Raw genomic sequence first — 21,029 nt, forward strand, 5'->3', positions numbered from 1 at the left:
CCGGACACGAAGCTGAGGAGCTACGAAGCCCGGGCCAACTGCCTGATGGGGATCCAGCGGGAAGCCAGCCTGCGGTAAGCCGCGGCCGCTCCCGTCATGTCGCCCTCGGCCAGGCATTCGATGCCGAGCCTGACGTCCATGGGTGACTCGTCCGGGTATACCTTGTCCGCCACGGCGCCATAATCCAGCTCGACCATCGACTGCACATGGAACAATTCGAGCCATTCGGTGAGCTGTGTGAGGTCGTCCAGCATGTCCAGGTCCGGGGCGGCGAGGGCGAGGTTGGCTACGGCAAAGCGCGCCCGGTCCAAGGCATCGGTCAGCGAGGCCCAGACCCTCACCGTCAGGATGCGTCCACCGGATTCCACCACATCCTTGCGGTCCGATTCCTGGAAGAGCGAGAACCAGCTGAAGGGGATGCCCCACGTGGAGGCCCGGGTGTGCACGCGCTTCGCGTCGTGACTGGCGTTGATGCGGTCTATGCGTGCCTGGTGCCGGTCGCGCTGGTCCACGGGGATGAGCAGGTCCGCGAGCGGCCCGTGGATACCTTCCATGAGGGCATTGGCAGCCAATCCTGCCCGGATGACCAGCTGGCTGGGGCAGTAAAGCAGCCGGCCGCCGTCGGGGTCGTTCGGATCACCGGTGGGAATCCGCGTGATGCGGACAAGATCGGTGCTGCCGGTGGGGAACGGATCCCCGCCCTTGCGCGTGACCCGACCGAGGGAAGCGAGCAGCTCGGCATTTTCGACGGCGGCCCGCGAACCGCTGCGGGTCCCGCTCGCCACGAGCTGTTGCCGCTGGTCTTCCGGGAATGCCTCGAGTGGTTCATAGACGCGCAACGCTGAAGAGAAAGGCAGCCCAGCCTGACTCCCGTATAGCTTTCCGCTCATCGCGGGCCCGCCTCCTCCGTCAATTGTTGCTGCTCAGTCCGTAAGCTCCACGATCACGGGAGCGTGGTCCGAGGCGCCCTTGCCCTTGCGCTCTTCGCGGTCGATCGACGCCCCGGTGACGCGGGCGGCCAGCGCGGGAGAGGCCAGGACGAAGTCGATACGCATGCCCTCCTTCTTGGGGAACCGCAGCTGCGTGTAGTCCCAGTAGGTGTAGACGCCGGGACCCGGCGTGTAGGCGCGCGCGACGTCGGTGAAACCGGCCCCTTCGAACGCCCGGAAGGCCTCACGCTCGGGTTCGCTCACGTGGGTGAGCGCGTTCGCCCGGAAGTAATCGATGTCCCAGACATCCTCGTCGAGCGGCGCGATGTTCCAGTCGCCCATGAGCGCCACCTGGGTTTCGGGGTTCTCTGTGATCCAAGCGGCGGCGTGTGCCTTCAGGGTGTCCAGCCACTTGAGCTTGTAGGGCATGTGCTCGTCGTCGAGCGAACGACCGTTGGGAACGTAAAGGCTCCACACCCGTACCCCTCCACACGTTGCGGCAATGGCGCGGGCTTCCTGAACAGGATCCTTGCCCGCCTTTCCGAAGGCGGGCTGGTCAACAAAGGTGCGTTCGACGTCGTCGAGCCCTACACGCGAGGCGATCGCCACGCCGTTCCATTGGCTCAGGCCGAAATGGGCAACCTCGTAGCCCATGCGCTCGAAGAGCTCCCACGGGAAGTTGTCGTCCTTGCACTTGGTTTCCTGTATCGCGAGGACGTCGCAGTCACTGCGCTGCAGCCAGGCCTCGACGCGGTCGGCACGTGCGCGGAGCGAATTCACATTCCAGGTAGCTATCTTCACAGCCACTAACTTACCGAACTTGGGCCTTGGCGCATCCCCCCGGGGCGGATTGCTACCGCTGGTGCTAATGGGCGAGCATCACCGAAGAAGAGGACGCGCGCCTGCGGAGCCTGATGCCGGAGGCGATCAACAGAACGCCACTGACCGCGGCGTAGCTCGCGAGGAGCGCCACCACGCCCAGGAATCCGGCTGCCGGATTGACGAGCACAAAAAGTCCGAACAAGGTGGTGACCACTGCCGTCAACATCCAGATCCACCAACCCCTGACCGTTGTCCTGATGTCCCTGGCAAGGATGATTTGCGAGATCCCCAGGATGAGTGCCCAGGCTCCGATCAGGACGCCCAGCGCCGCGGTGGTGATGCCCGGCCAGGAAACGGCCACGAGGCCCGTTGCGACCGAGATGAAGCCACCGATCAGGCTCCAGCGGGAGTGGCGCGCAGGGTCGTAGAAATAGTGGGCCATGTTGGCGAGCCCGTCGGTAATGGCAAACACGCCGAACACGTAGACAAGGGCAAATACCGTGGCTACCGGCAGGGAAGCGACCAGGAAGGCAAAGAGAAGGGCCAAAGCTCCCCGGAAGATGAGCGCCGTTCCTGAATGCTGAAACAACTTGCGTCCTGCGGTGTCGGACATAGGGTCAGTCTAGACCCGGCGAGGTAGCTGGGGAATGGGCCGGCCGGAACTCCCCACCTTTGGGCTTGGACCCCGACGGCGGCCCGCGCCACTACGCAGGCCGCAGTCGACGTCGGGCATCAGGAGCGGGGAGTTTCAGCGGTGTTCCTCAGACTGCCTCCAAAATCGAAACGTAGTTCGCGATGCCCACGCCGCCCATGTTCTGCACGGCTCCGCGGCGGGCGTTGGGCAGTTGCATGGCGCCGGCGGTGCCCGTGAGCTGCATGGCTGCGATGACGTGCTGGGACACGCCTGTCGCGCCCACAGGGTGGCCCTTCGCCTTGAGGCCGCCGGACACGTTGATGGGCAGCTTTCCGTCCTTGTAGACCCAGCCTTCCTGCACGGCCCGGGAGCCTTCGCCGCGCGGGGTCAGTCCCATGGCCTCGTACATGATCAGTTCGGCGATCGTGAAGCAATCGTGCACTTCGGCGAAGTCCAGTCCGTCGATACCGAGGCCGGCCATCCCCAGCGCGCGTTCCCAGGACACCCGCGTGGCGGCGAATTCGGTGGGGTCGCGGCGCTCTGCCGGGAAGAAGTCGTTCGCTTGCCCGAAGCCCGCCAGCCGTACGGGTTGGGTAGCAGCGCCCGACGCCGGGCCCAGGGAGAGCACGACGGCGGCGGCGCCGTCGGACACGGGGGAGCAGTCGGTGCGGCGCAGCGGTTCGGCAACCATGGGGTTCTTCTCGGAAACCGTCCGACAGAACTCCTCGCCGAAATCGCGGTGCATCTGCGCGTAGGGGTTGTCCATGCCGTTGTGGTGGTTCTTGGCGGCGATGGATCCGAGGATGTCGCTCAGACCTGCACCAGCGAAACCCGCTCCGTAGCGCTTCTCGTAGTGCTTGGCCACCTCGGCGAACAACCCCGTGAAACCGGTGGTAGAGGCCTTGCCCGCCATTTCGTAGGACGCGCCCAGAAGGGCTGCTCCGACAACGTCGGCTCCGGCGTCGGTCATCTTTTCGGCGCCGATCACCAGGACGTTGCGGGCCGTCCCGGCAAGCACGGATTTCACGCCCTGCTGGAATGCCGCGGATCCAGAAGCGCAGGCGTTCTCGGTCCTGGTTGCGGGCACGTTCGCCAGATCCTCGGACAGTTGCAGGGCCAGGGAGGACGTGAAGCCCAGGGGCTGCATGCCTGAGTTGAACTGGCCGAGGTAGATCTCGTCGATGTCCCGTGGCTCGAGTCCGGAGTTCCGGATGGCCTCCGCTGACACCTGGACGATCAAGGACTCCAGCGTCTCGTCCGTGAGTTTGCCGAACTTGCTGTGTCCCCAGCCGGTGAGGAGGACATCTTTGCCGAACTGGTCTTTCAGGCTCATGCTGTTGCTCCTTCGAGAGCGGAGGTGGTTTCCAATGCGACGGCGAACGCGGCCTCCGTTTTAGCGCGGAGTTCCTCCACGGTGACCCCCGGGGCGAGGCGGGTAAGGGTGAGCTGCCGCCCGCCGTCGTCGTTCCGCACAAGGTCAAACACCGCGAGGTCACTGACGATCCGGTCCACCACCCCCAGGCCGGTCAACGGCAGGGTGCATTCGCGGACGATCTTCGCGCTCCCGTCCTTGGCGTTGTGTTCGGTGAGGACCACGACGCGCGGAGTGCCGGCCACCAGGTCCATGGCACCGCCCATGCCCTTGACCATCTTTCCCGGAATGGTCCAATTGGCGAGGTCGCCGTTGCCGGAAACCTGCATGGCGCCGAGGATGGCAACCTTGACATGTCCGCCGCGGATCATCCCGAAGGACGTCGCGGAGTCGAAGATGCTGCCGCCGGGCAGGACCGTGACGGTCTGCTTGCCGGCGTTGATGAGGTCGGCGTCTTCCTCGCCTTCATACGGGAAAGGCCCCATGCCGAGTAGGCCGTTCTCGCTTTGCAGGACAACCCGCACGCCGTCGGGCAGGTTGTTGGCGACGAGGGTGGGAATGCCGATGCCGAGGTTGACGTAGTCGCCGTCGTGGAGTTCCTCGGCCGCAATGGCGGCCATTTCGTCTCGGGTCCATGCCATGGTGGTGCTCCTTCGCTGGTGGGTGCTTAAACGGCCAGGGCTTCAGTGCGGGTCCGCACGGTGCGCTGCTCGATGTCCTTGGGCCGGCCGCTCGCCTGGACCAGCCGCTGGACGTAGACGCCGGGTGTCACGATGTGGTTGGGATCCAATTCGCCGGGCTGCACGATCACTTCGGCCTCGGCAATGGTCACAATGCCCGCCGTCGCCACGACAGGGTTGAAGTTCCGGGCCGTGTACCGGTAGATCAGGTTGCCGTCCGTGTCCGCGGTGTGCGCGTGGACCAGTGCGACGTCGGCGACGATCCCGCGCTCGCGGACGTAGGTCACGCCGTCGAACTCCTCGAGCGGCTTGCCCTCGGCAACCAGGGTTCCGACGCCGGTCCGCGTGTAGAAGGCCGGAATCCCGGCGCCGCCGGCGCGGAGGCGCTCGGCGAGGGTGCCCTGCGGGGCGAACTCGACCTCAAGCTGGCCCGAGAGGTACTGCTCGGCGAAGAGCTTGTTCTCGCCCACGTAGGAGGCGATGACCTTGCGGACCTGGCCCGCTTCGATGAGGACACCGAGCCCCTTGCCGTCAATGCCCATGTTGTTGGAGACCACTGTCAGGTCCTTGACCCCCGAATCGCGGACAGCGTCGATCAGGTCCGCGGGGATGCCGCTGAGCCCGAAACCTCCGACGGCGATCGTCTGGCCGTCGCGCAGGACGTCCTGCAGTGCAACGGCTGAGCTGGGATGGATTTTGGCCATGGCTTTGTCCTCGTCTTTGAGTAAGGTCACCCAGCACATATCCACTTTGTGGACACTACGCCGGGCACGTCTGAACTAGTCGTCTGGCTTAGGAGCATATGGTGGCCCTGAGCGAAGGGTCAATGGCGTCGTGTGGCCCGCCACGCTGACCTCGCACAGTGTGGACGGTACTCTTGGAGGTGTCCACATTGTGGAGGAAATCTTTGGAAGGGGAGAGGTGCCGACCCAACAGCCGCACGCAAAGCCCGTGCAGGGCGCCCAGGTGGTGGGCAGGGTAGCCGCGCTCCTCCGGCTCGTGGGACGCAAGCCGGAGGGCATGTCCATTGCTGGCCTGGTCCGCGAGTCCGGACTGACGCGCCCGACGGTGCATCGCTTGCTCGCATCGCTCGCGGCTGAAGGCCTGCTGGATCATGACCAGCGGACCGGCAACTGGATCCTGGGGCCTGAGATCTTCCTGCTGGGGTCCGTTGCGGCGGCGCGGTTCCCGTTTGAGGACCTGGCCCGGCCCAGCCTGCGACGCCTGGCCGAGGAGAGCGGCGAAAGCGCCTTCTATTCCATCCGTCGTGGCCACGAAACCGTGTGCGTGCTCCGAGAGGAAGGTAGCTTCCCTGTGCGCTCCTTCGTGTTGCACGAGGGCGTCCGGTTCCCGCTTGGCGTGGCGTCGGCCGGCACGGCGATCATGGCCTTCCTGACGGACGAGGAACAGCAAGTGATCCTCTCCGGGTGGGAACAGTACGCGGGGGAGTTCGCTGCCGGCCACAGCGAGGGCGTGGTGCGCCGGAACCTTGAGCAAACCCGATTTGCCGGGTACTCGGTGAATCCCGGGTTGGTCCTGGAGGGCAGTTGGGGGATGGCGGCTGCCGTTTTCGACCAACAGGGCAGGCCGGTCGGCGCCTTGTCCCTTACCGGCATCGAGCCGCGGTTCCGTCCTGAACGCCAGGAATTCCTCGGCAAGTTGTTGATGGAGGAAGCCCACCGCATGAGCTCCGCAAGAACCGACCACCTTTGAGCGGCAATGTCGGCACCCACGCCGCCATCCGGCGTCGGGTGCTTCCAAAGTGGTCGGGTGTTGAGGCGCTTCCAAATTAATTTTTGAAACTCACCCATCCCTGCAGCCCACACCTCCGAATAGCTGGCATAAGGACTTAGCCCCGCAAAGGTGAAGTGCTTTCACGCCGGAATCAACCGGCACCGAATGTCAGTCCGTTTGAAGGAGAAATGTCATGCTTGCTACAAAGCGCACGTCTTTTGCGATTGCCGGCCTCGCCGCTTCCGCCCTGTTGGGCCTCACCGCTTGTGGCGGCTCCGCTTCCACGGCTTCGCCGTCATCGGCGGCTCCGAGCTCGTCGTCCACCATGGCGGCGACCCCCTCCGCTTCGGCAAGCGCCGCGATGGACCCGACCAAAGACCTGGTCGGCCCGGGCTGTGCAGGCTACGCCTCCCAGGTTCCCAGCGGTGCAGGTTCCGTCGCCGGCATGGCTCTCGACCCCGTAGCCGTTGCCGCTTCCAACAACCCGTTGCTCAAGACCCTCACGGCCGCCGTGTCCGGCAAGCTGAACCCGAAGGTCAACCTGGTGGACACGCTTAACGGCAGCCAGTTCACCGTGTTCGCTCCTGTGGACAGCGCATTCGCCAAGATCCCGGCCGCCACCATCGACAGCCTCAAGACCGACGACGCCACCCTGAGCAAGATCCTCACCTACCACGTCATCCCCGGCCAGCTGACCCCGGACCAGATCGTGGGCACCCACAAGACCGTTGAGGGCGACTCGGTGACCGTCACCGGAAGCAAGGATGCACTCAAGGTTGACGGAGGTTCTGCCGTGATCTGCGGTGGCGTCCACACCGCCAACGCCACGGTGTACCTGGTTGACACCGTCCTGATGCCGAAATAAATCTCAATAACTTCAGTACAGATCATGCCCCTTAAGATTCGTCTTAGGGGGCATGGCCTTTGCCACAAATCCGAGGGGGATGAGTGAAGCCGTCAATCGTGTGGCTCCGGGACGATCTCCGGACCACGGACAACCCGGCGCTGCGGGCAGCAGTGGACGATGGAGCCGCCGTCGCGCTGTATGTCCTGGACGAGGAATCGCCGGGCATCAGGCCGCTCGGCGGTGCCTCCCGCTGGTGGCTGCATCATTCCCTGCTCACCCTTCGCGAAGAGCTCGCAACCTTGTGCGTGCCTCTCGTACTGCGCCGCGGACCGGCGGCGGAGATGGTCGGGGAAACCGCGACGGCGATGAGTGCAGGGTCGCTGTACTGGAACCGCCGTTATGGCGAACCGGAGCGAATGCTCGACGCCGGTATCAAGACCTGGGCGCGCGAGTCCGGGATGCATGCCGAGAGCTTCCAGGCATCCTTGCTCCATGAACCCTGGGCCGTGACCACGAAGCAGGGCGGACCCTTCAAGGTCTTCACGCCCTTTTGGCGGACTGTGTCCGGCTTGGATTTCCGCGAACCGCTGGAAGCTCCGGAACCGGGCCGCGGATTCTCCGGCCGGCTTCCCGGGTCCGAGGAATTGGACTCTTGGGGATTGTTGCCGCGGAGCCCCGATTGGTCTGCCGGATTGTCGGAAAGCTGGCAGCCGGGTTCGGCGCAGGCGCACGAACTTCTCGATGACTTCGTGGAGCGCGGGCTGGCGGACTATTCGGTGAACCGGGACCGTCCGGACTTGCCGGGCAGTAGCCGGTTGTCGCCGTTCCTGCGCTGGGGGCAACTCAGCCCGTTCGAGGTATGGCATGCCCAGCAGCGCCGGCGTCGGGAACTGGGCGACGGAGTGGCCGTTTTCGCCGCGGAACTCGGGTGGCGGGAATTCTGCTGGCACCAATACTTCCATCACCCGGATCTGGCGACGGCCAATTTGCGGCCCGGATTCGACCACTATCCGTGGGCCTGGCCCGGTGGCAAGGGCGATCAGTCCGAGGAGCCTGACGATCTCCTTCGAGCATGGCAGGAAGGCCGCACCGGCTTCCCCATGGTGGATGCCGGGCAGCGGCAATTGTGGCACACCGGATGGATGCACAACCGGGTCCGCATGGTTTCCGCCAGCCTCTTGGTGAAGAATCTCGGCATTCACTGGCAAGTGGGCGAGCAATGGTTCTGGGACACCCTGGTGGATGCCGATCCTGCGTCCAATCCCGCGAACTGGCAGTGGGTAGCCGGTTCCGGCGCGGACGCGTCGCCGTTCTTCAGGATCTTCAATCCGGAGACCCAGGCAGCGAAATTCGACCCCCGCGGAGGCTACGTTGGCCAGTGGATACCGGAGCTGGCCACGGCGGACTATCCGGAGCCGGTGGTGGATCTCAAGGCCTCGCGCCGGGAGGCTCTGGATGCCTACGGCAACCTGCCCCGTTGAACCGGGCCACCTGGGCACCAGCTGAGGTCCTCTAGAAATTAGTAGGAAGTCCGAGTATATTCGGGATCAAAGACGTCCCGGAGCGCAGTTGGACATGTGCTTTCGAGGCCGATGGCGGGCATTTCCCCTATGCAAAGGAGCATTCCATGGTGCGCGAACTTTCCCACTACATTGACGGCCAGAGGATCGACGGGACCTCCGGGCGCTTCAGCGATGTCTACGATCCCTGCACCGGCGAGATTCAGGCCAAACTTCCCTTGGCCAGCGCTGATGAGGTCAGGAACGCCATCGCGAACGCGGAAAAGGGCCAGCTCGAATGGGCTGCGATGAACCCGCAGCGCCGTGGCCGGATCCTGCTCAAGTTCGTGGACCTGGTCAACGAACACATGGACGAACTCGCCACGCTGCTCTCCTCCGAGCACGGCAAGACCTTCCCCGATGCCAAGGGCGACATCCAGCGCGGCATCGAGGTGGTGGAGTTCGCCGCCGGCGCGCCACACCTGCTCAAGGGCGAGTTCTCGGACAACGCCGGCACCGGCATCGACGTCCACTCATTGCGCCAGCCGCTCGGCGTTGTCGCCGGCATCACGCCCTTCAACTTCCCCGCCATGATCCCGCTCTGGAAGTCCGGCCCCGCGCTGGCTGCGGGCAATGCCTTCATCCTCAAACCGTCGGAGCGCGACCCCTCCGTGCCCCTTCGCCTGGCCGAGCTCTTCACCGAGGCCGGATTGCCGAACGGCGTCTTCAACGTCATCAATGGCGACAAGGAAGCGGTGGATGCCCTCCTTGAGGATCCGCGCGTGAAGGCCATCGGCTTTGTCGGTTCCACGCCGATTGCCCAGTACATTTACGCGACCGCGGCCGCCCACGGGAAGCGCGCCCAGTGCTTCGGCGGTGCCAAGAACCACATGGTGATCATGCCCGACGCCGATCTCGACATGGCCGCGGATGCGCTCATCGGCGCTGGCTTCGGCTCCGCCGGAGAGCGTTGCATGGCGATTTCCGTTGCGGTGCCGGTTGGCCAGGAGACGGCCGATGAGCTGGTTTCCAAGCTGCAGGACCGGATCAAGGGACTGAAGGTCGGCCCCAGCCTGGCCAAGGATTCGGACTTCGGCCCGGTGGTGGCAGCCTCGGCGAAGGAACGGATCGAGGGCTACATCCAAGCCGGCGTCGACCAGGGCGCCACGCTCGTCACCGACGGACGCGGCCTCACGGTGGACGGCTACGACGGCGGTTTCTGGGTTGGCCCGACCCTCTTCGACAACGTGACGAAGGACATGTCCATCTACAAAGAGGAGATCTTCGGCCCGGTCCTGAGCGTCCTCCGCGCGGCTGACTACGAAGAAGCGCTGCGGCTCTGCTCCGAGCACGAGTTCGGCAACGGCGTCGCGATCTTCACCCGCGACGGCGGCGCTGCCCGCGACTTCGCGAGCCGCGTCGAAGTGGGCATGGTTGGCATCAACGTTCCCATTCCCGTCCCGATTGCCTACTACACCTTCGGCGGCTGGAAGGCCTCCGGCTTCGGCGACCTCAACCAGCACGGCGCGGACGCCTTCCGCTTCTACACCAAGACCAAGACGGTCACCACCCGTTGGCCCTCGGGCATCCGCCAGGGCGCCAGCTTCGTGATGCCGGCCGGCAGCTAATGGCCGAGGTCCTCTTCGAGAAGCGCGGCCACCTCGGCGTCATCACCCTGAACCGGACCCAGGCCGTCAACGCCCTCACCAGCGGCATGGTGCAGGCCATGCTGGAGCAACTCACCGAGTGGGCGGACGACGACGGCGTCGAGACGGTTTTGGTGCACGGCGCCGGGGAGCGTGGACTGTGCGCGGGTGGAGACATCGTGGCGATCTACGATGACATGCTGCGCCACGGCGGCCAGACAGCTGACTTCTGGGCTGCGGAGTACCGCTTGAACTCGCTCATTGCCCGGTATCCGAAGCCTTACGTGGCCTTCATGGACGGACTGGTCCTCGGCGGCGGGGTCGGTATCTCGGCCCACGGCTCCGTCCGCGTGGTCACCGAGCGGACCCGCACCGGCATGCCGGAAACCACCATTGGGTTTGTGCCCGACGTCGGCGGGACCCTGCTGCTGTCCCGCTCGCCGGGGGAGTCCGGCACCTACGCCGCGCTTACGGGTGCCCACTTGAGCGGGGCCGATGCCCTGTTCCTGGGGCTCGCGGACCACTTCGTCCCGTCCGAACGCCTCCCCGCCCTCGCGGAAGCGCTGGAAAGCTCGACTGCGGAGGCCGCCGTCGAGCGCTTTGTGCAGGAACCGCCGGCCTCGGCGCTGTCCGGCCAGAGCGAGTGGATCGATGCCGCCTTTGCTTCGGATGACGCCGAGGAAATCGTCGCGAGGCTGCGCGCGGCCGGTGGTGACGCCGCCGCGGCCGCGGACACGCTCGAGGCGAAGTCGCCAACAGCAGTGAAAGTGGCCCTGGAATCGTTGCGGCGCGTCCGGGGGCTCTCGCTCGAAGAGGCGCTGGAACAGGAATACCGGGTTGGCGTGCGCTGTCTGGCCGGGCCGGATTTCCGCGAGGGGATCCGCGCCCAAGTGGTGGACAAGGACCGCAACCCACAATGGAAGCCGGCTTCCCTCGCGGAGGTGTCGCCGGCCGCCGTCGAAGGCTTCTTCGCCTCGCTCGGCGACCGTGAACTCAAACTTCATTCAAAGGAGTCCGACCATGTCTGACGCAGTTTCCGGCACCATCGCTTTTCTCGGCCTTGGCCACATGGGCGGTCCCATGGCCGTGAACCTTGTCAAAGCGGGGCACCACGTGGTCGCGTACGATCCCGTGCCGGCGGCACTTGAGGCAGCCCGTGAACACGGCATAGCCACGGTGGATTCCGCTCCGGAGGCCGTCGCCGGTGCTTCCGTTGTCCTGACCATGCTGCCCAGCGGCAAGCACGTCCTGGACGCCTACCGGGGAGTCGACGGTGCACCGGGCCTGCTCTCGGTGGCTGCGCCGGACACGCTGTTCCTGGACTGCTCCACCATCAACGTCGACGAGGCCCGCGAGGCCGCTGCCATTGCTTTGGAGGCCGGCCACCGCTCGGTCGACGCGCCCGTTTCCGGAGGCGTGGTTGGCGCCGAAGCCGGAACCCTGACCTTCATGGTGGGGGCGCTCCCAGCGGACTTCGAAACAGTGAAGCCGATCCTGGAACTCATGGGCCGGAGGATCGTCCACTGCGGCGACCACGGAGCCGGGCAGGCGGCCAAGGTCTGCAACAACATGATCCTGGGCGTTTCCATGATTGCCGTCAGCGAGGCGTTCGTCCTGGGCGAGAAGCTGGGCCTCACGCACCAAGCGTTGTTCGACGTCGCATCCAACGCCTCGGGGCAATGCTGGGCGCTCACCACCAACTGCCCGGTTCCCGGACCGGTCCCCACGAGCCCGGCCAACCGCGACTACCAGCCCGGATTCGCCGGAGCGCTCATGGCAAAGGACCTCCGGCTCGCGGTCAACGCGCTCGAAAGCACCGGAGTGGACGGGCAAATGGGACACCTGGCATCGCGGATTTACGATGCTTTCGCGGCCGAAGGCGGAGCCGGGCGTGACTTCTCCGGCATCATCACAGACATCCGGGACAAGTCCGCCAAGTAGCCTTGGCGGGAAGATCATTTCGGGGCAACCGACACAACTGAGCAACCGACACAACTGAGCAACCGACAAAAGGGGCACGGCTTGGCGCAGCAGTACGAAAACATCCTGGTGGAATTCCGTGGACGGGTGGGCTTGGTGACCCTGAACCGGCCCAAGGCGCTCAATGCGTTGAACCAGGCCACCATGAATGAGATCGTGGCCGCAGTGTCGGACATGGATGCGGATCCCGGGGTGGGTGCCGTGGTGATCGCCGGATCGGAGAAGGCCTTCGCGGCCGGTGCCGACATCAAGGAGATGGCCTCCAAGGGGTACATGGACATGTATGCCGCCGACTGGTTCCGCGCCTGGGAAAGCCTCACTCGCCTGCGCATTCCCGTGATTGCGGCAGTGTCCGGGTTTGCCTTGGGCGGTGGCTGCGAACTTGCCATGATGTGCGATTTCATCATTGCCGGGGACAACGCCAAGTTCGGTCAACCGGAAATCAATCTCGGCGTCATTCCCGGCATGGGCGGCTCGCAACGGCTGACCCGGGCCGTGGGCAAGGCCAAAGCAATGGACATGATCCTCACTGGGCGGTTCATGGACGCCGAGGAAGCCGAGCGTGCAGGACTTGTTTCCCGCGTCGTGCCAGCCGATTCCGTGGTGGAGGAGGCGATGAAGGCCGCCGAGGTGATCGCGTCCAAGTCCAAGCCGGTTGCCATGGTGGCCAAGGAAGCCGTCAACGCAGCCTTCGAAACCGGCCTCTCCCAAGGTGTTTTGTTCGAGCGCCGGGTCTTCCACTCATTGTTCGCCACGGAGGATCAGAAGGAAGGCATGGCGGCGTTCACCGAGAAGCGCCAGCCGGAGTTCAAGCACCGCTGATCCACTGCTGAGTAACTGTCGTTCTGAAGGCTCAAAACGGCAGTTACTCAGCAATGGATGGAAAATTCGTTAGTCCGTGAAGTCGCCCGCGGCCTTGCGGAAGTCTCCCAGCACGCGGATCAGGTGCTCGACGTCGTCGTCCCCGAAGCCGGACTGGCCGAACACCTCGTTGTTGAGTGCCGTCGTCGCGCGCTTTGCGAGGGTGCGGCCCTCCGCGGTGAGCTCGATCAGCGTGGTGCGCCCGTCAGTGGGATGCGGGGAGCGGACCACGAGGGCGGCCTTCTCGAGGCGGTCGACGGCGTTGGTTACCGACGTCGGATGCACCTGGAGCAGCGCGCTGGCTTTGTTCATGGGCAACGCGCCGCTGCGGGCGAAACTCAGCAGCGCGAGGAGTTCGTAGCGCGCGAAGGTCAGGCCGTAGGGCTTCAAAACGCCTTCGATCCGCGCGAGCAGGATCTGCTGCGTGCGCATGATCGCGGTAATGGCCGCCATGGGCGCGGCGACTTCGCCCCAGCCGTGGCGCTCCCAGTTTCGCTGGGCGTCGGCGATGGGATCGCGGGGGAGTGGGCTGCCCACGGTGCCTCCTGACATTGCTTGGCTGCCTATTCTTTCAGACTCGGGAACTCATCCTCGGTGTACTCGACACCCAGGCCGGCAGGCAGCGGACCATCGCTGTGGCGGGCCACCTCCGTGCCTCGAAGCTCGACGCGCCGGATCTTGCCCGAAATGGTCTTGGGCAACTCACCGAATTCGAGCCGGCGGACGCGCTTGAACGGCGCCAGGTGCTGCCGGCAGTATCTGAGGATGTCCTCGGCAACAGCGGGTCCGGGCTCGTACCCGGCGGCGAGCACCACGAAGGCCTTGGGCACCGAAAGCTTGACCGGATCCGGAGAGGGTACGACGGCGGCCTCCGCCACTGCGGGATGCTCGATCAGGACGCTTTCGAGTTCGAAAGGGGACAAGCGGTAGTCGGAGGATTTGAACACATCGTCTCCGCGGCCCACGTAGGTGATGACTCCGTTCCCGTCCCGGCTGGCCATGTCACCCGTGTGGTAGTAACCGTCGCGGAACGCCTCGGCCGTCTTTTCCGGGTCGCCGAAGTAGGACTTCATGAGCCCTACGGGGCGGGGGTCCAAGCGCAAGCACAGCTCGCCGTCGTCAGCCTCTTCGCCAGTGGCCGGGTCGACAAGGACGACGTCGTAGCCCGGCAGCGGCCGCCCCATCGAACCGGTCTTGACCGGTTGGCCGGGGGTGTTGGCGACCTGGACTGTCGACTCCGTCTGGCCGAAACCGTCGCGGATGGTCTGCCCCCAGGCCCGCTCGACTTGCCCGATCACCTCGGCGTTGAGGGGTTCGCCCGCCGAAACCACCTTGGTTGGCGGGGTTTTGAGCAGGGTCAGGTCCGCCTGGATGAGCATGCGCCACACGGTGGGCGGGGCGCAGAAACTCGTGACGCCTTCGCGGCCCATCTGCTCCATGAGGGCCTTGGCGTCGAAGCGATCGTAGTTATAGACGAAGACGCAGGCCTCGGCGATCCACGGCGTGAAAACGTTGGACCACGCGTGCTTTGCCCAGCCGGGGGACGCCACGTTGAGGTGGACATCCCCGGGCTCCAGGCCGATCCAATACATCGTGGAGAGGTGTCCCACCGGGTACGAGGTGTGGGTGTGCTCCACCAGTTTCGCCCGCGACGTAGTGCCCGAGGTGAAGTAGAGGAGCATGGTTTCGTCAGCGGCGGTGGGGGCGTCCGGGACGAACGTCGACTCGGCGGAATCCGCTTCGGCGTACTGGAGGGCGCCAGGGGTCTGGCCGTCACCCACTTCAATGAGCGTGTAATCGCCCGGCACTTCGGCGAACTTGGCGATGTTGGCGCTCCCGACGGCGGCCCAGCGGGCGCCGCCGCGCTCCACGCGATCCGTGATGTCGCGCGGGCCCATGAGCGTGGTGGTGGGGATCAGGACCACGCCGAGTTTGATCCCGGCGAGCATGAGTTCCCACAGTTCCACTTGGTTGCCGAGCATGATGATCATGCGGTCGCCCCGCTGGACGCCCTTGGATCGGAGCCAGTTGGCAAGCTGCGAGGAGCGCGCGGAGAGCTCGGCGAAGCTGCGGCGGGCGGAACTGCCGTCCTGCTCGACGATCACCAGCGCAGGGTCGTTGGCCGTGCCGGGGTTATCAGCGATCTGGTCGAACCAGTCGAGTGCGAAGTTGAACTCGCTGAAACGGGGCCACTGGAAGTCGCTGCGCGCCCCTGAATAATCGGTGCGCAGCGCAAGGAGCCGATCGCGGGCTGCACGGAAGTCGTCGGTGACTGTCATTGTCTGCCTTTCGCCCTGCGTGTATGGGGAGTGCGAACCGGGGACGAACTCGCCGTGTGATCCGCCTCACCTGCAATATACTAGGACATCCAAGGGTTTGGAAGAGGCAGTGTTGCGGGGCTGCCCACTCTCACGCAGGGCACACTTTTGCGGGATGACGACGGCGGCGCCCCCGCCACGGCGCGGGAGACCGCCGTCGTGCGCTGCCAAAAGGCGCTCAGCGTGACGGAGGCCCCGGGTTCAGGCGACTGCTACTTCCACCATGTGTCGAAAATCGTGACCGGAACAGTGCGCTTGTGTCGGGTGCGCAGGTACTTCTGCTCGATGGTCTCTGCCACCTCGTCCGAGACTTGCCGGCCTTCGAGGTAGTCATCGATCTGGTCGTACTTGATGCCAAGCTCGTCCTCGTCGGTGCGGCCGGGCTTGCCGTCCAGGAGGTCGGCCGTGGGGACCTTGTCCCAAATGCGGGATGGGGCGCCCAGCTCGGCGAGGAGTGCGCGGTTCTGCCGCTTGTTGAGGCCGAAGAGCGGCAGGATGTCCGCACCGCCGTCGCCGTACTTGGTGAAGAATCCGGTGACGGATTCGGCTCCGTGGTCCGTGCCGATGACGAGGTAGTTGTGCTCGCCGGCGAGGGCGTACTGGGCGGTCATACGGGCCCGGGCCTTCGTGTTGCCCTTGTGGAAATCCGAGATGCGCGCGCCCGTGGTCTTCTCGAACTCATCTTCGAAACCGTCCACGGCGCGTGAGATATTGAACGTCCATTCCGTCTTGGCCTGGATGAAATCCAGCGCGGCCTGGGCGTCTTCCTCATCATGCTGGGCGCCATAGGGGAGCCGGACGGCCACGAAATTGGCCTCCACGCCCTCGGCCTCAAGCTCCTCGACCGCCAGCTGGGCAAGGCGCCCGGCGAGCGAGGAATCCAGTCCGCCGGAAATGCCCAGGACAAAGCCCTTGGTGTGCGTGGCCTTGAGATATTCCTTCAGGAACGTGACGCGTTTGCGGACCTCCCCGGCTGGGTCGATCCGGGGCTGGACGCCCATTTCCGCAATGATCGTGGCCTGGAGTGTGCGCATGTCCCCAACACTAGTAACCAGCACTTGAAACACTCAACTGTGTCACCCCATGTGTTGCACCCCGGAACGACTGTCCCCACCCAACTGACTCGCAGTTGTTGTCGTTCTGAGCGCCGAAAACGACAACAAATGCGAGCTAGTTGGGCGGCCCGGGCTGGTTCAGTCGGGCGCGCAGGGGGCACTCACCGCACCGGCGCGGCGCCCGTCGATGCCCGCACCGTGAGATGCGTTGGCATGACTGCCAGGCGCCGGCTGGTCCCGCCGTACTGGGGATTCAACCGGGACAGGAGCATGGAGACTGCCACGCGCCCGGCTTGTTCGATGGGGGACGCCATGGTGGTGAGCGGCGGGTTGCAGAAATCGGCTCCGAAGATGTCGTCACAGCCCACGATGCTCATGTCGTCGGGCACGCGGATGCCCCGTTCACGCAGGCGCTGCAGCATTCCGATGGCCAGCAGGTCGTTGAAGACGATGCACGCCGAGGCTCCCGTGTGCACCGCGGCGTCCGCTGCGGCCGCTCCCGAGGTGGTCTTGGGTGCGAACGGCCCCACGCTGAAGGTGGTCAGCCCCCGTTCCGTGGTTTCTTCCTGGAACGCTTGCCACCGCTTGGCATTGGACCAGGAGGTGGCCGGGCCTCCGACGAAGCAGATCCTCGTGTGCCCCAGGGAGACCAGGTGTTCCAGTGCCTGGATGATGGCCGACGGCGTATCGATCACCACGGTGGGTGCGATTGCCGGAGCCCGGTTGATGGTGACCAGGGGCTGTTGTGCCGCCGCTTCGGCGAGCTGTGCGTCCGTCAGGCGGGACGCCGCAAGGATGAATCCGTCTGCCGAGCGGCGCATCTTCTGCAGCGCATCTGCCTCCATCTCCGCCGATTCCTCGGTGTCAACGAGCAGTTGCGTGTAGCCGGCGGCCTTCAACTGGTGTTGCGCCCCGCGGATGATGTCGAAATAGAACGGATTGGTGATGTCCGGAACCAGGACGGCAACGGTCTGGGTGCGTCCGGAGCTGAGCCCGCGCGCCTGCGAGCTCGGAATGTAATTCAATTGCGCGGCGGCTTCTTCGATGCGCTCGCGGGTCACGTGGTTCACGCGCCCGGGATTGCTCAGGGCCCTTGAAACTGTAGACGTCGCCACTCCCGCAAGTTCCGCGACGTCGCGGATCGTGGGCTGCCTGCCCGGTGACTGGAGCTGGAGTTCTGCCATGGTCTAGGTGTTCCTCATCTGCCGCAGCCGCTCAACAACGAGTGACTTGTCCCACAATTGCAGCACTGATGACAATTTTTGGCAATCGCTTGTCATCGCTGTTTGGCGTGCCTAGACTCGGAGAAATCACCCGATGTGACGCGCACCACGCCAATGAGGCCATCGGGCTCCAGGGAGGAAAACAATGAAGTTTGCATCGTCCGCCAAATTTGCCGCTGTTGTCGTAACAGCCGCCCTAGCTTTGACCGCCTGCGGAGGCGGCAACAGCAGCTCCGGGGGGAGCGCAGGACCCGTTGACGGAAAGGGCAAGAAGTTGAGCGTCCTGACCGGCGTCAACAACCAGTACTCTGCCCAGCAAAAGCAGTGGTTCACCGACATTGCGGCCAAGTTCAAGGCGCAGACCGGTGCCGATATCGAATTCGAAACCTTCGCGTCGGCCAACGATGAACTGACCCGCATCCAGACGTCCGTCGTCTCCGGACAGGGACCTGACGTTTACAGCCTCGGCACCACGTTCACGCCCACGGCGTATGCAACCAAGGCTTTCGTGACGCTGACCGACGACGACTGGAAGAAGATTGGCGGGAAGGACAAGTTCAACCCCGCCGCCCTCGGAATTTCCGGCCCCGATGCCCAGCACCAAGCCGGCATTCCCTTCGTCAGCCGGCCGTTCGTGATGGCTTACAACAAGGACATCCTGAAAGCCGCCGGGATCGACAAGCCCGCCACCAGCTGGGACGAGCTCGCCGCACAGGCCAAGAAAATGACCAACCCGGCCACTGGCACCTTCGGACTCGCCACCGGCTACAAGGACAACTTTGACCCCTGGAAGTTCATCTGGGCCATGTCCGTCCAGGCAGGAAACCCGCTCGTGGACGGCAAGACGCTCAAGCTTGACGACCCGGCCGTCAAGAAGGCCTACCAGACCTACTTCGGATGGCTGACCACGGACAAGATCGTCGATCCGGCTTCCATCGGGTGGAGCAACAGCAACGCCGTCGCAGCCTTCGCCTCGGGCAAGGCGGGATACCTCATGATGACGACGTCGAGTTCCCTCCCGACGCTCGACAAGTCGGCGGTCGCGGGCAAGTACGCCTACACAGCCATGCCGACCACGGCCCCCGGCCAGACCTCTCCGCAGGGCGACGCCGCGAATGCAGCCAGCATCCTGTCAGGTGACAACGTGGTTGTTGCCGACTACTCGAAGCAGAAGGACCTTGCCTTCGCTTACATCAACCTGATCACGTCCAAGGACGAGCAGTTGAACTTCCAGAAGATCTTCGGCGACCTGCCTGCCAACGCCGAAGCCCTGAAGGCGCTGAACAACCCCGCTCTCCAACCGGTTGCCGACACCGCTGCAAAGTCCAAGGCCACGCCGTTCACCGGAGCGTGGGGCGACATCCAGCTGGCTCTCCTCAACGTCGTGGTCCAGTCGATCCCCGATCTCTCCAAGGGATCCGTCGACGACTCGAGCCTCGAGGCCCGTCTCAAGGACGCCCAATCCAAGGGCCAGGCCTCGCTTGACCGGGCATCGAAGTAAGTAGGAAGTGACATGTCCACCGATTCATTGACTGCGGGCAAGTCCACGCGCCGCAAGTCGTCCCGCGCCTCAAAGCCGGACCCGCAGTCACCGGACGACACCTCCCGGCGCCGCAAGGGGCTGAGCGAACGCAACCGCCCCTTGTGGATGCTGATTCCAGGCGGCCTGCTGATGGTGATCATCATCGTGGTGCCGCTCCTGCTCGGGATCTTCATGTCGGGCCTGGATCTGGACCAGTATTCGCTGCGCCAGTGGGTCAGCGCTCCGTTCATCGGAGTCCAGAATTTCGTCGAAGCGCTGACCGCATCGCCTTTGCTGCACGCCATCTGGCTCAGCGTCAGCTACTCCTTGATCGCCATGGTGGTCACGATCCCGCTCGGCATCGCCGGCGCCGTCGCCACCCAGAACGCGTTCAAGGGCCGGGCGGTGATCCGTTCCATCTTCCTGATCCCCTACGTCCTTCCCTCCTTCGTGGTGGCGACGGTGTGGCGGACCATGTTCCAGCCGGGCAGCGTCATCGACTCGATGCTGCATTCTGTGGGCATAGACCCCGGCCTGTGGCTCAATGGTCCGCAGTCATATTGGACGCTGATCCTGGTCCAGATCTGGGCATCGTGGCCGTTTGTCTACCTGCTGGCATTGTCCGGGCTCCAGTCCGTGGACCATGAGGTCCACGAGGCCTCGGCCCTTGACGGTGCGCTGTGGTGGAACAAGCTCCGCTATGTGGTCTTCCCTTATCTCAAGGGTCCGCTCTCCTTGGCGTTCCTGATCGGCATGCTGCACCACATCAACAACTTCACCTTGCCGTTCGTCCTGTTCGGGGTTCCTGCTCCGTCCGATGTGGAGCTGCTCCCGATCCTCACCTACGTCACCAGCTTCCAGAGCTTCCGGTTCGGGCTCAGCGCGGCCATGGCGTTCATCTCGCTGATCCTGATCGCGATCCCCTTGTTCGTCTATCTGCGGGCCGTCAAACTCGACGACGCCGAGACTCCCGGAGGCAAAAAGTGAGCACCGCAACTACCGCCGTCGGACGCACATCGAGCGAAGACTTCCGCCCGGGCTCCAAACGCCAGCACGAAGTAACCCGGCTCATGCCTGGGCCCATGCTCGCCATCATCCTCACGGTGTTGTGCGCCTTGGTGCTCATTCCCGTGGCGTACATCTTCCTGGCGTCCGTGAACTCGGACATCGGCGTGGCCCGTGGCGAGTTCTTCCCGTCCAGTTTCTCCTTTGAGAACTACTCCACGATCTGGTCGAGTGTTGGACTGGCCACGGGCCTGGCCAACAGCGTGCTCGTGGCCGGGTCCACCGCCGTCGTCTCCGCCCTCATGTCGATCGCCACCGCCTACGTGCTGGTCCGCTACCAGTTCCGTGGCCGGTTGACGATCCTTCGCGGGCTCCTGGGACTCCAGTCGGTTCCCGGCACCCTCATGGTCCTTCCGGTCTTCGTGCTGTTCTCGTCTTCCGCGAGCTACCTGGGCATCCAGATCATCGGCACCCAATGGGGTTTGTTCATCACCTACCTGACGTTCGCGATGCCGTTCTCCACCTGGGTGATGGTCACCTACCTGCGCGGCCTGCCGCGTGAACTCGAAGAGGCGGCAAGGATCGACGGCGCCAGCAACCTGGGCGTGCTGGTGCGGATCATCCTCCCGCTGAGCTGGCCCGGCGTGGTCGTTTCCGGTATTTTCGCCTTCCTGCTCGGTTGGAACGACGTCCTGTTCGCCTCTGTCATGACGCGGCCCGAAAGCCAGACTGCCGCCGTCGCGCTCCAGATCTTCGGTGCCTCGCAAGAGGGCGGCGCGATTCCCTTCTACGGCCAGATGATGGCAGCTTCCCTTGTGTGTGCTGCCCCGGTGGTCATCCTGTACCTGATTTTCCAGCGTTACCTAGTGGGCGGCCTGACCGCCGGAGGAGTCAAGTAAGTT

20 protein-coding genes are annotated in these 21,029 nt (G+C 64.7%); 10 read left to right on the forward strand and 10 right to left on the reverse strand.

Annotated elements, in window-relative coordinates; genetic code table 11:
- Positions 1 to 20: 20 nt before the first annotated feature.
- From OIT41_RS01495 to OIT41_RS01520, 6 genes are all read right to left on the reverse strand, one after another.
- Positions 21 to 890 carry a hypothetical protein gene (locus OIT41_RS01495; protein WP_078106804.1) on the reverse strand — a complete coding sequence of 290 codons (870 nt, stop codon included), beginning with the start codon at positions 888 to 890 and terminating at the stop codon, positions 21 to 23.
- A gap of 33 nt (positions 891 to 923) precedes the next feature.
- A complete protein-coding gene (locus OIT41_RS01500; protein ID WP_264637255.1) occupies positions 924 to 1,730 on the reverse strand; it encodes an exodeoxyribonuclease III in 807 nt (268 codons plus the stop codon).
- A 64-nt stretch (positions 1,731 to 1,794) separates the two neighbouring features.
- Complete coding sequence (locus OIT41_RS01505) at positions 1,795 to 2,364, reverse strand: HdeD family acid-resistance protein (protein WP_241707327.1); 570 nt, start codon at positions 2,362 to 2,364, stop codon at positions 1,795 to 1,797.
- A 148-nt stretch (positions 2,365 to 2,512) separates the two neighbouring features.
- Positions 2,513 to 3,718, reverse strand: coding sequence for an acetyl-CoA acetyltransferase (locus OIT41_RS01510; RefSeq protein ID WP_241707328.1), 1,206 nt, complete (start codon positions 3,716 to 3,718; stop codon positions 2,513 to 2,515).
- The gene (locus OIT41_RS01515) at positions 3,715 to 4,398 is read right to left on the reverse strand and encodes a CoA transferase subunit B (RefSeq protein ID WP_241707329.1); all 684 of its coding nucleotides are present in this window, start codon (positions 4,396 to 4,398) and stop codon (positions 3,715 to 3,717) included. Before OIT41_RS01515 ends, OIT41_RS01510 begins: the two co-directional genes overlap by 4 nt.
- A gap of 26 nt (positions 4,399 to 4,424) precedes the next feature.
- Positions 4,425 to 5,141, reverse strand: a complete 717-nt coding sequence (locus OIT41_RS01520; RefSeq protein ID WP_241707368.1) for a CoA transferase subunit A — start codon at positions 5,139 to 5,141, stop codon at positions 4,425 to 4,427.
- A gap of 217 nt (positions 5,142 to 5,358) precedes the next feature.
- Here OIT41_RS01520 and OIT41_RS01525 point away from each other — a divergent pair, with 217 nt between their 5' ends.
- The 7 genes from OIT41_RS01525 (at position 5,359) to OIT41_RS01555 (ending at position 12,965) form a co-directional block, all read left to right on the forward strand.
- Positions 5,359 to 6,150, forward strand: a complete 792-nt coding sequence (locus OIT41_RS01525; protein WP_264637256.1) for an IclR family transcriptional regulator — start codon at positions 5,359 to 5,361, stop codon at positions 6,148 to 6,150.
- A 214-nt stretch (positions 6,151 to 6,364) separates the two neighbouring features.
- Positions 6,365 to 7,036 carry a fasciclin domain-containing protein gene (locus OIT41_RS01530; RefSeq protein WP_078106798.1) on the forward strand — a complete coding sequence of 224 codons (672 nt, stop codon included), beginning with the start codon at positions 6,365 to 6,367 and terminating at the stop codon, positions 7,034 to 7,036.
- An 83-nt stretch (positions 7,037 to 7,119) separates the two neighbouring features.
- Positions 7,120 to 8,499 carry a cryptochrome/photolyase family protein gene (locus OIT41_RS01535; protein WP_241707331.1) on the forward strand — a complete coding sequence of 460 codons (1,380 nt, stop codon included), beginning with the start codon at positions 7,120 to 7,122 and terminating at the stop codon, positions 8,497 to 8,499.
- A gap of 146 nt (positions 8,500 to 8,645) precedes the next feature.
- Positions 8,646 to 10,145: a CoA-acylating methylmalonate-semialdehyde dehydrogenase gene (locus tag OIT41_RS01540; RefSeq protein ID WP_264637257.1), complete on the forward strand. Its 1,500-nt coding sequence runs from the start codon at positions 8,646 to 8,648 to the stop codon at positions 10,143 to 10,145.
- The gene (locus tag OIT41_RS01545) at positions 10,145 to 11,191 is read left to right on the forward strand and encodes an enoyl-CoA hydratase/isomerase family protein (RefSeq protein WP_264637258.1); all 1,047 of its coding nucleotides are present in this window, start codon (positions 10,145 to 10,147) and stop codon (positions 11,189 to 11,191) included. Before OIT41_RS01540 ends, OIT41_RS01545 begins: the two co-directional genes overlap by 1 nt.
- Positions 11,184 to 12,104, forward strand: a complete 921-nt coding sequence (mmsB, locus tag OIT41_RS01550; protein WP_078106794.1) for a 3-hydroxyisobutyrate dehydrogenase — start codon at positions 11,184 to 11,186, stop codon at positions 12,102 to 12,104. Before OIT41_RS01545 ends, mmsB begins: the two co-directional genes overlap by 8 nt.
- Positions 12,105 to 12,185: 81 nt before the next feature.
- Complete coding sequence (locus OIT41_RS01555; RefSeq protein ID WP_264637259.1) at positions 12,186 to 12,965, forward strand: enoyl-CoA hydratase; 780 nt, start codon at positions 12,186 to 12,188, stop codon at positions 12,963 to 12,965.
- A gap of 69 nt (positions 12,966 to 13,034) precedes the next feature.
- On the opposite strand, the gene OIT41_RS01560 is transcribed toward OIT41_RS01555, so the two are convergent.
- The 4 genes from OIT41_RS01560 to OIT41_RS01575 all read right to left on the reverse strand — a co-directional run bounded on the left by OIT41_RS01560 (position 13,035) and on the right by OIT41_RS01575 (position 17,561).
- Positions 13,035 to 13,541: a MarR family winged helix-turn-helix transcriptional regulator gene (locus OIT41_RS01560; protein WP_078106894.1), complete on the reverse strand. Its 507-nt coding sequence runs from the start codon at positions 13,539 to 13,541 to the stop codon at positions 13,035 to 13,037.
- Between the two features lie 26 nt (positions 13,542 to 13,567).
- Positions 13,568 to 15,283, reverse strand: a complete 1,716-nt coding sequence (locus OIT41_RS01565) for an AMP-binding protein (protein ID WP_241707336.1) — start codon at positions 15,281 to 15,283, stop codon at positions 13,568 to 13,570.
- 251 nt (positions 15,284 to 15,534) lie between these two features.
- Positions 15,535 to 16,356 (reverse strand): ammonia-dependent NAD(+) synthetase, encoded by an 822-nt coding sequence (nadE, locus tag OIT41_RS01570; RefSeq protein ID WP_241707337.1) that lies wholly within the window; start codon positions 16,354 to 16,356, stop codon positions 15,535 to 15,537.
- A 182-nt stretch (positions 16,357 to 16,538) separates the two neighbouring features.
- Positions 16,539 to 17,561, reverse strand: a complete 1,023-nt coding sequence (locus tag OIT41_RS01575) for a LacI family DNA-binding transcriptional regulator (RefSeq protein WP_241707338.1) — start codon at positions 17,559 to 17,561, stop codon at positions 16,539 to 16,541.
- A 184-nt stretch (positions 17,562 to 17,745) separates the two neighbouring features.
- Here OIT41_RS01575 and OIT41_RS01580 point away from each other — a divergent pair, with 184 nt between their 5' ends.
- From OIT41_RS01580 to OIT41_RS01590, 3 genes are all read left to right on the forward strand, one after another.
- Positions 17,746 to 19,101, forward strand: coding sequence for an ABC transporter substrate-binding protein (locus OIT41_RS01580; RefSeq protein ID WP_241707339.1), 1,356 nt, complete (start codon positions 17,746 to 17,748; stop codon positions 19,099 to 19,101).
- 12 nt (positions 19,102 to 19,113) lie between these two features.
- Positions 19,114 to 20,109 carry a carbohydrate ABC transporter permease gene (locus OIT41_RS01585; protein WP_078106788.1) on the forward strand — a complete coding sequence of 332 codons (996 nt, stop codon included), beginning with the start codon at positions 19,114 to 19,116 and terminating at the stop codon, positions 20,107 to 20,109.
- An 83-nt stretch (positions 20,110 to 20,192) separates the two neighbouring features.
- On the forward strand, positions 20,193 to 21,026 hold the full coding sequence (locus OIT41_RS01590; RefSeq protein ID WP_241707369.1) for a carbohydrate ABC transporter permease: 834 nt from the start codon (positions 20,193 to 20,195) through the stop codon (positions 21,024 to 21,026).
- The last annotated feature ends 3 nt before the right edge of the window (positions 21,027 to 21,029 follow it).

This window comes from Arthrobacter sp. YA7-1, assembly GCF_025960325.1.
In the GTDB taxonomy this organism is placed as follows: domain Bacteria; phylum Actinomycetota; class Actinomycetes; order Actinomycetales; family Micrococcaceae; genus Arthrobacter; species Arthrobacter bambusae_A.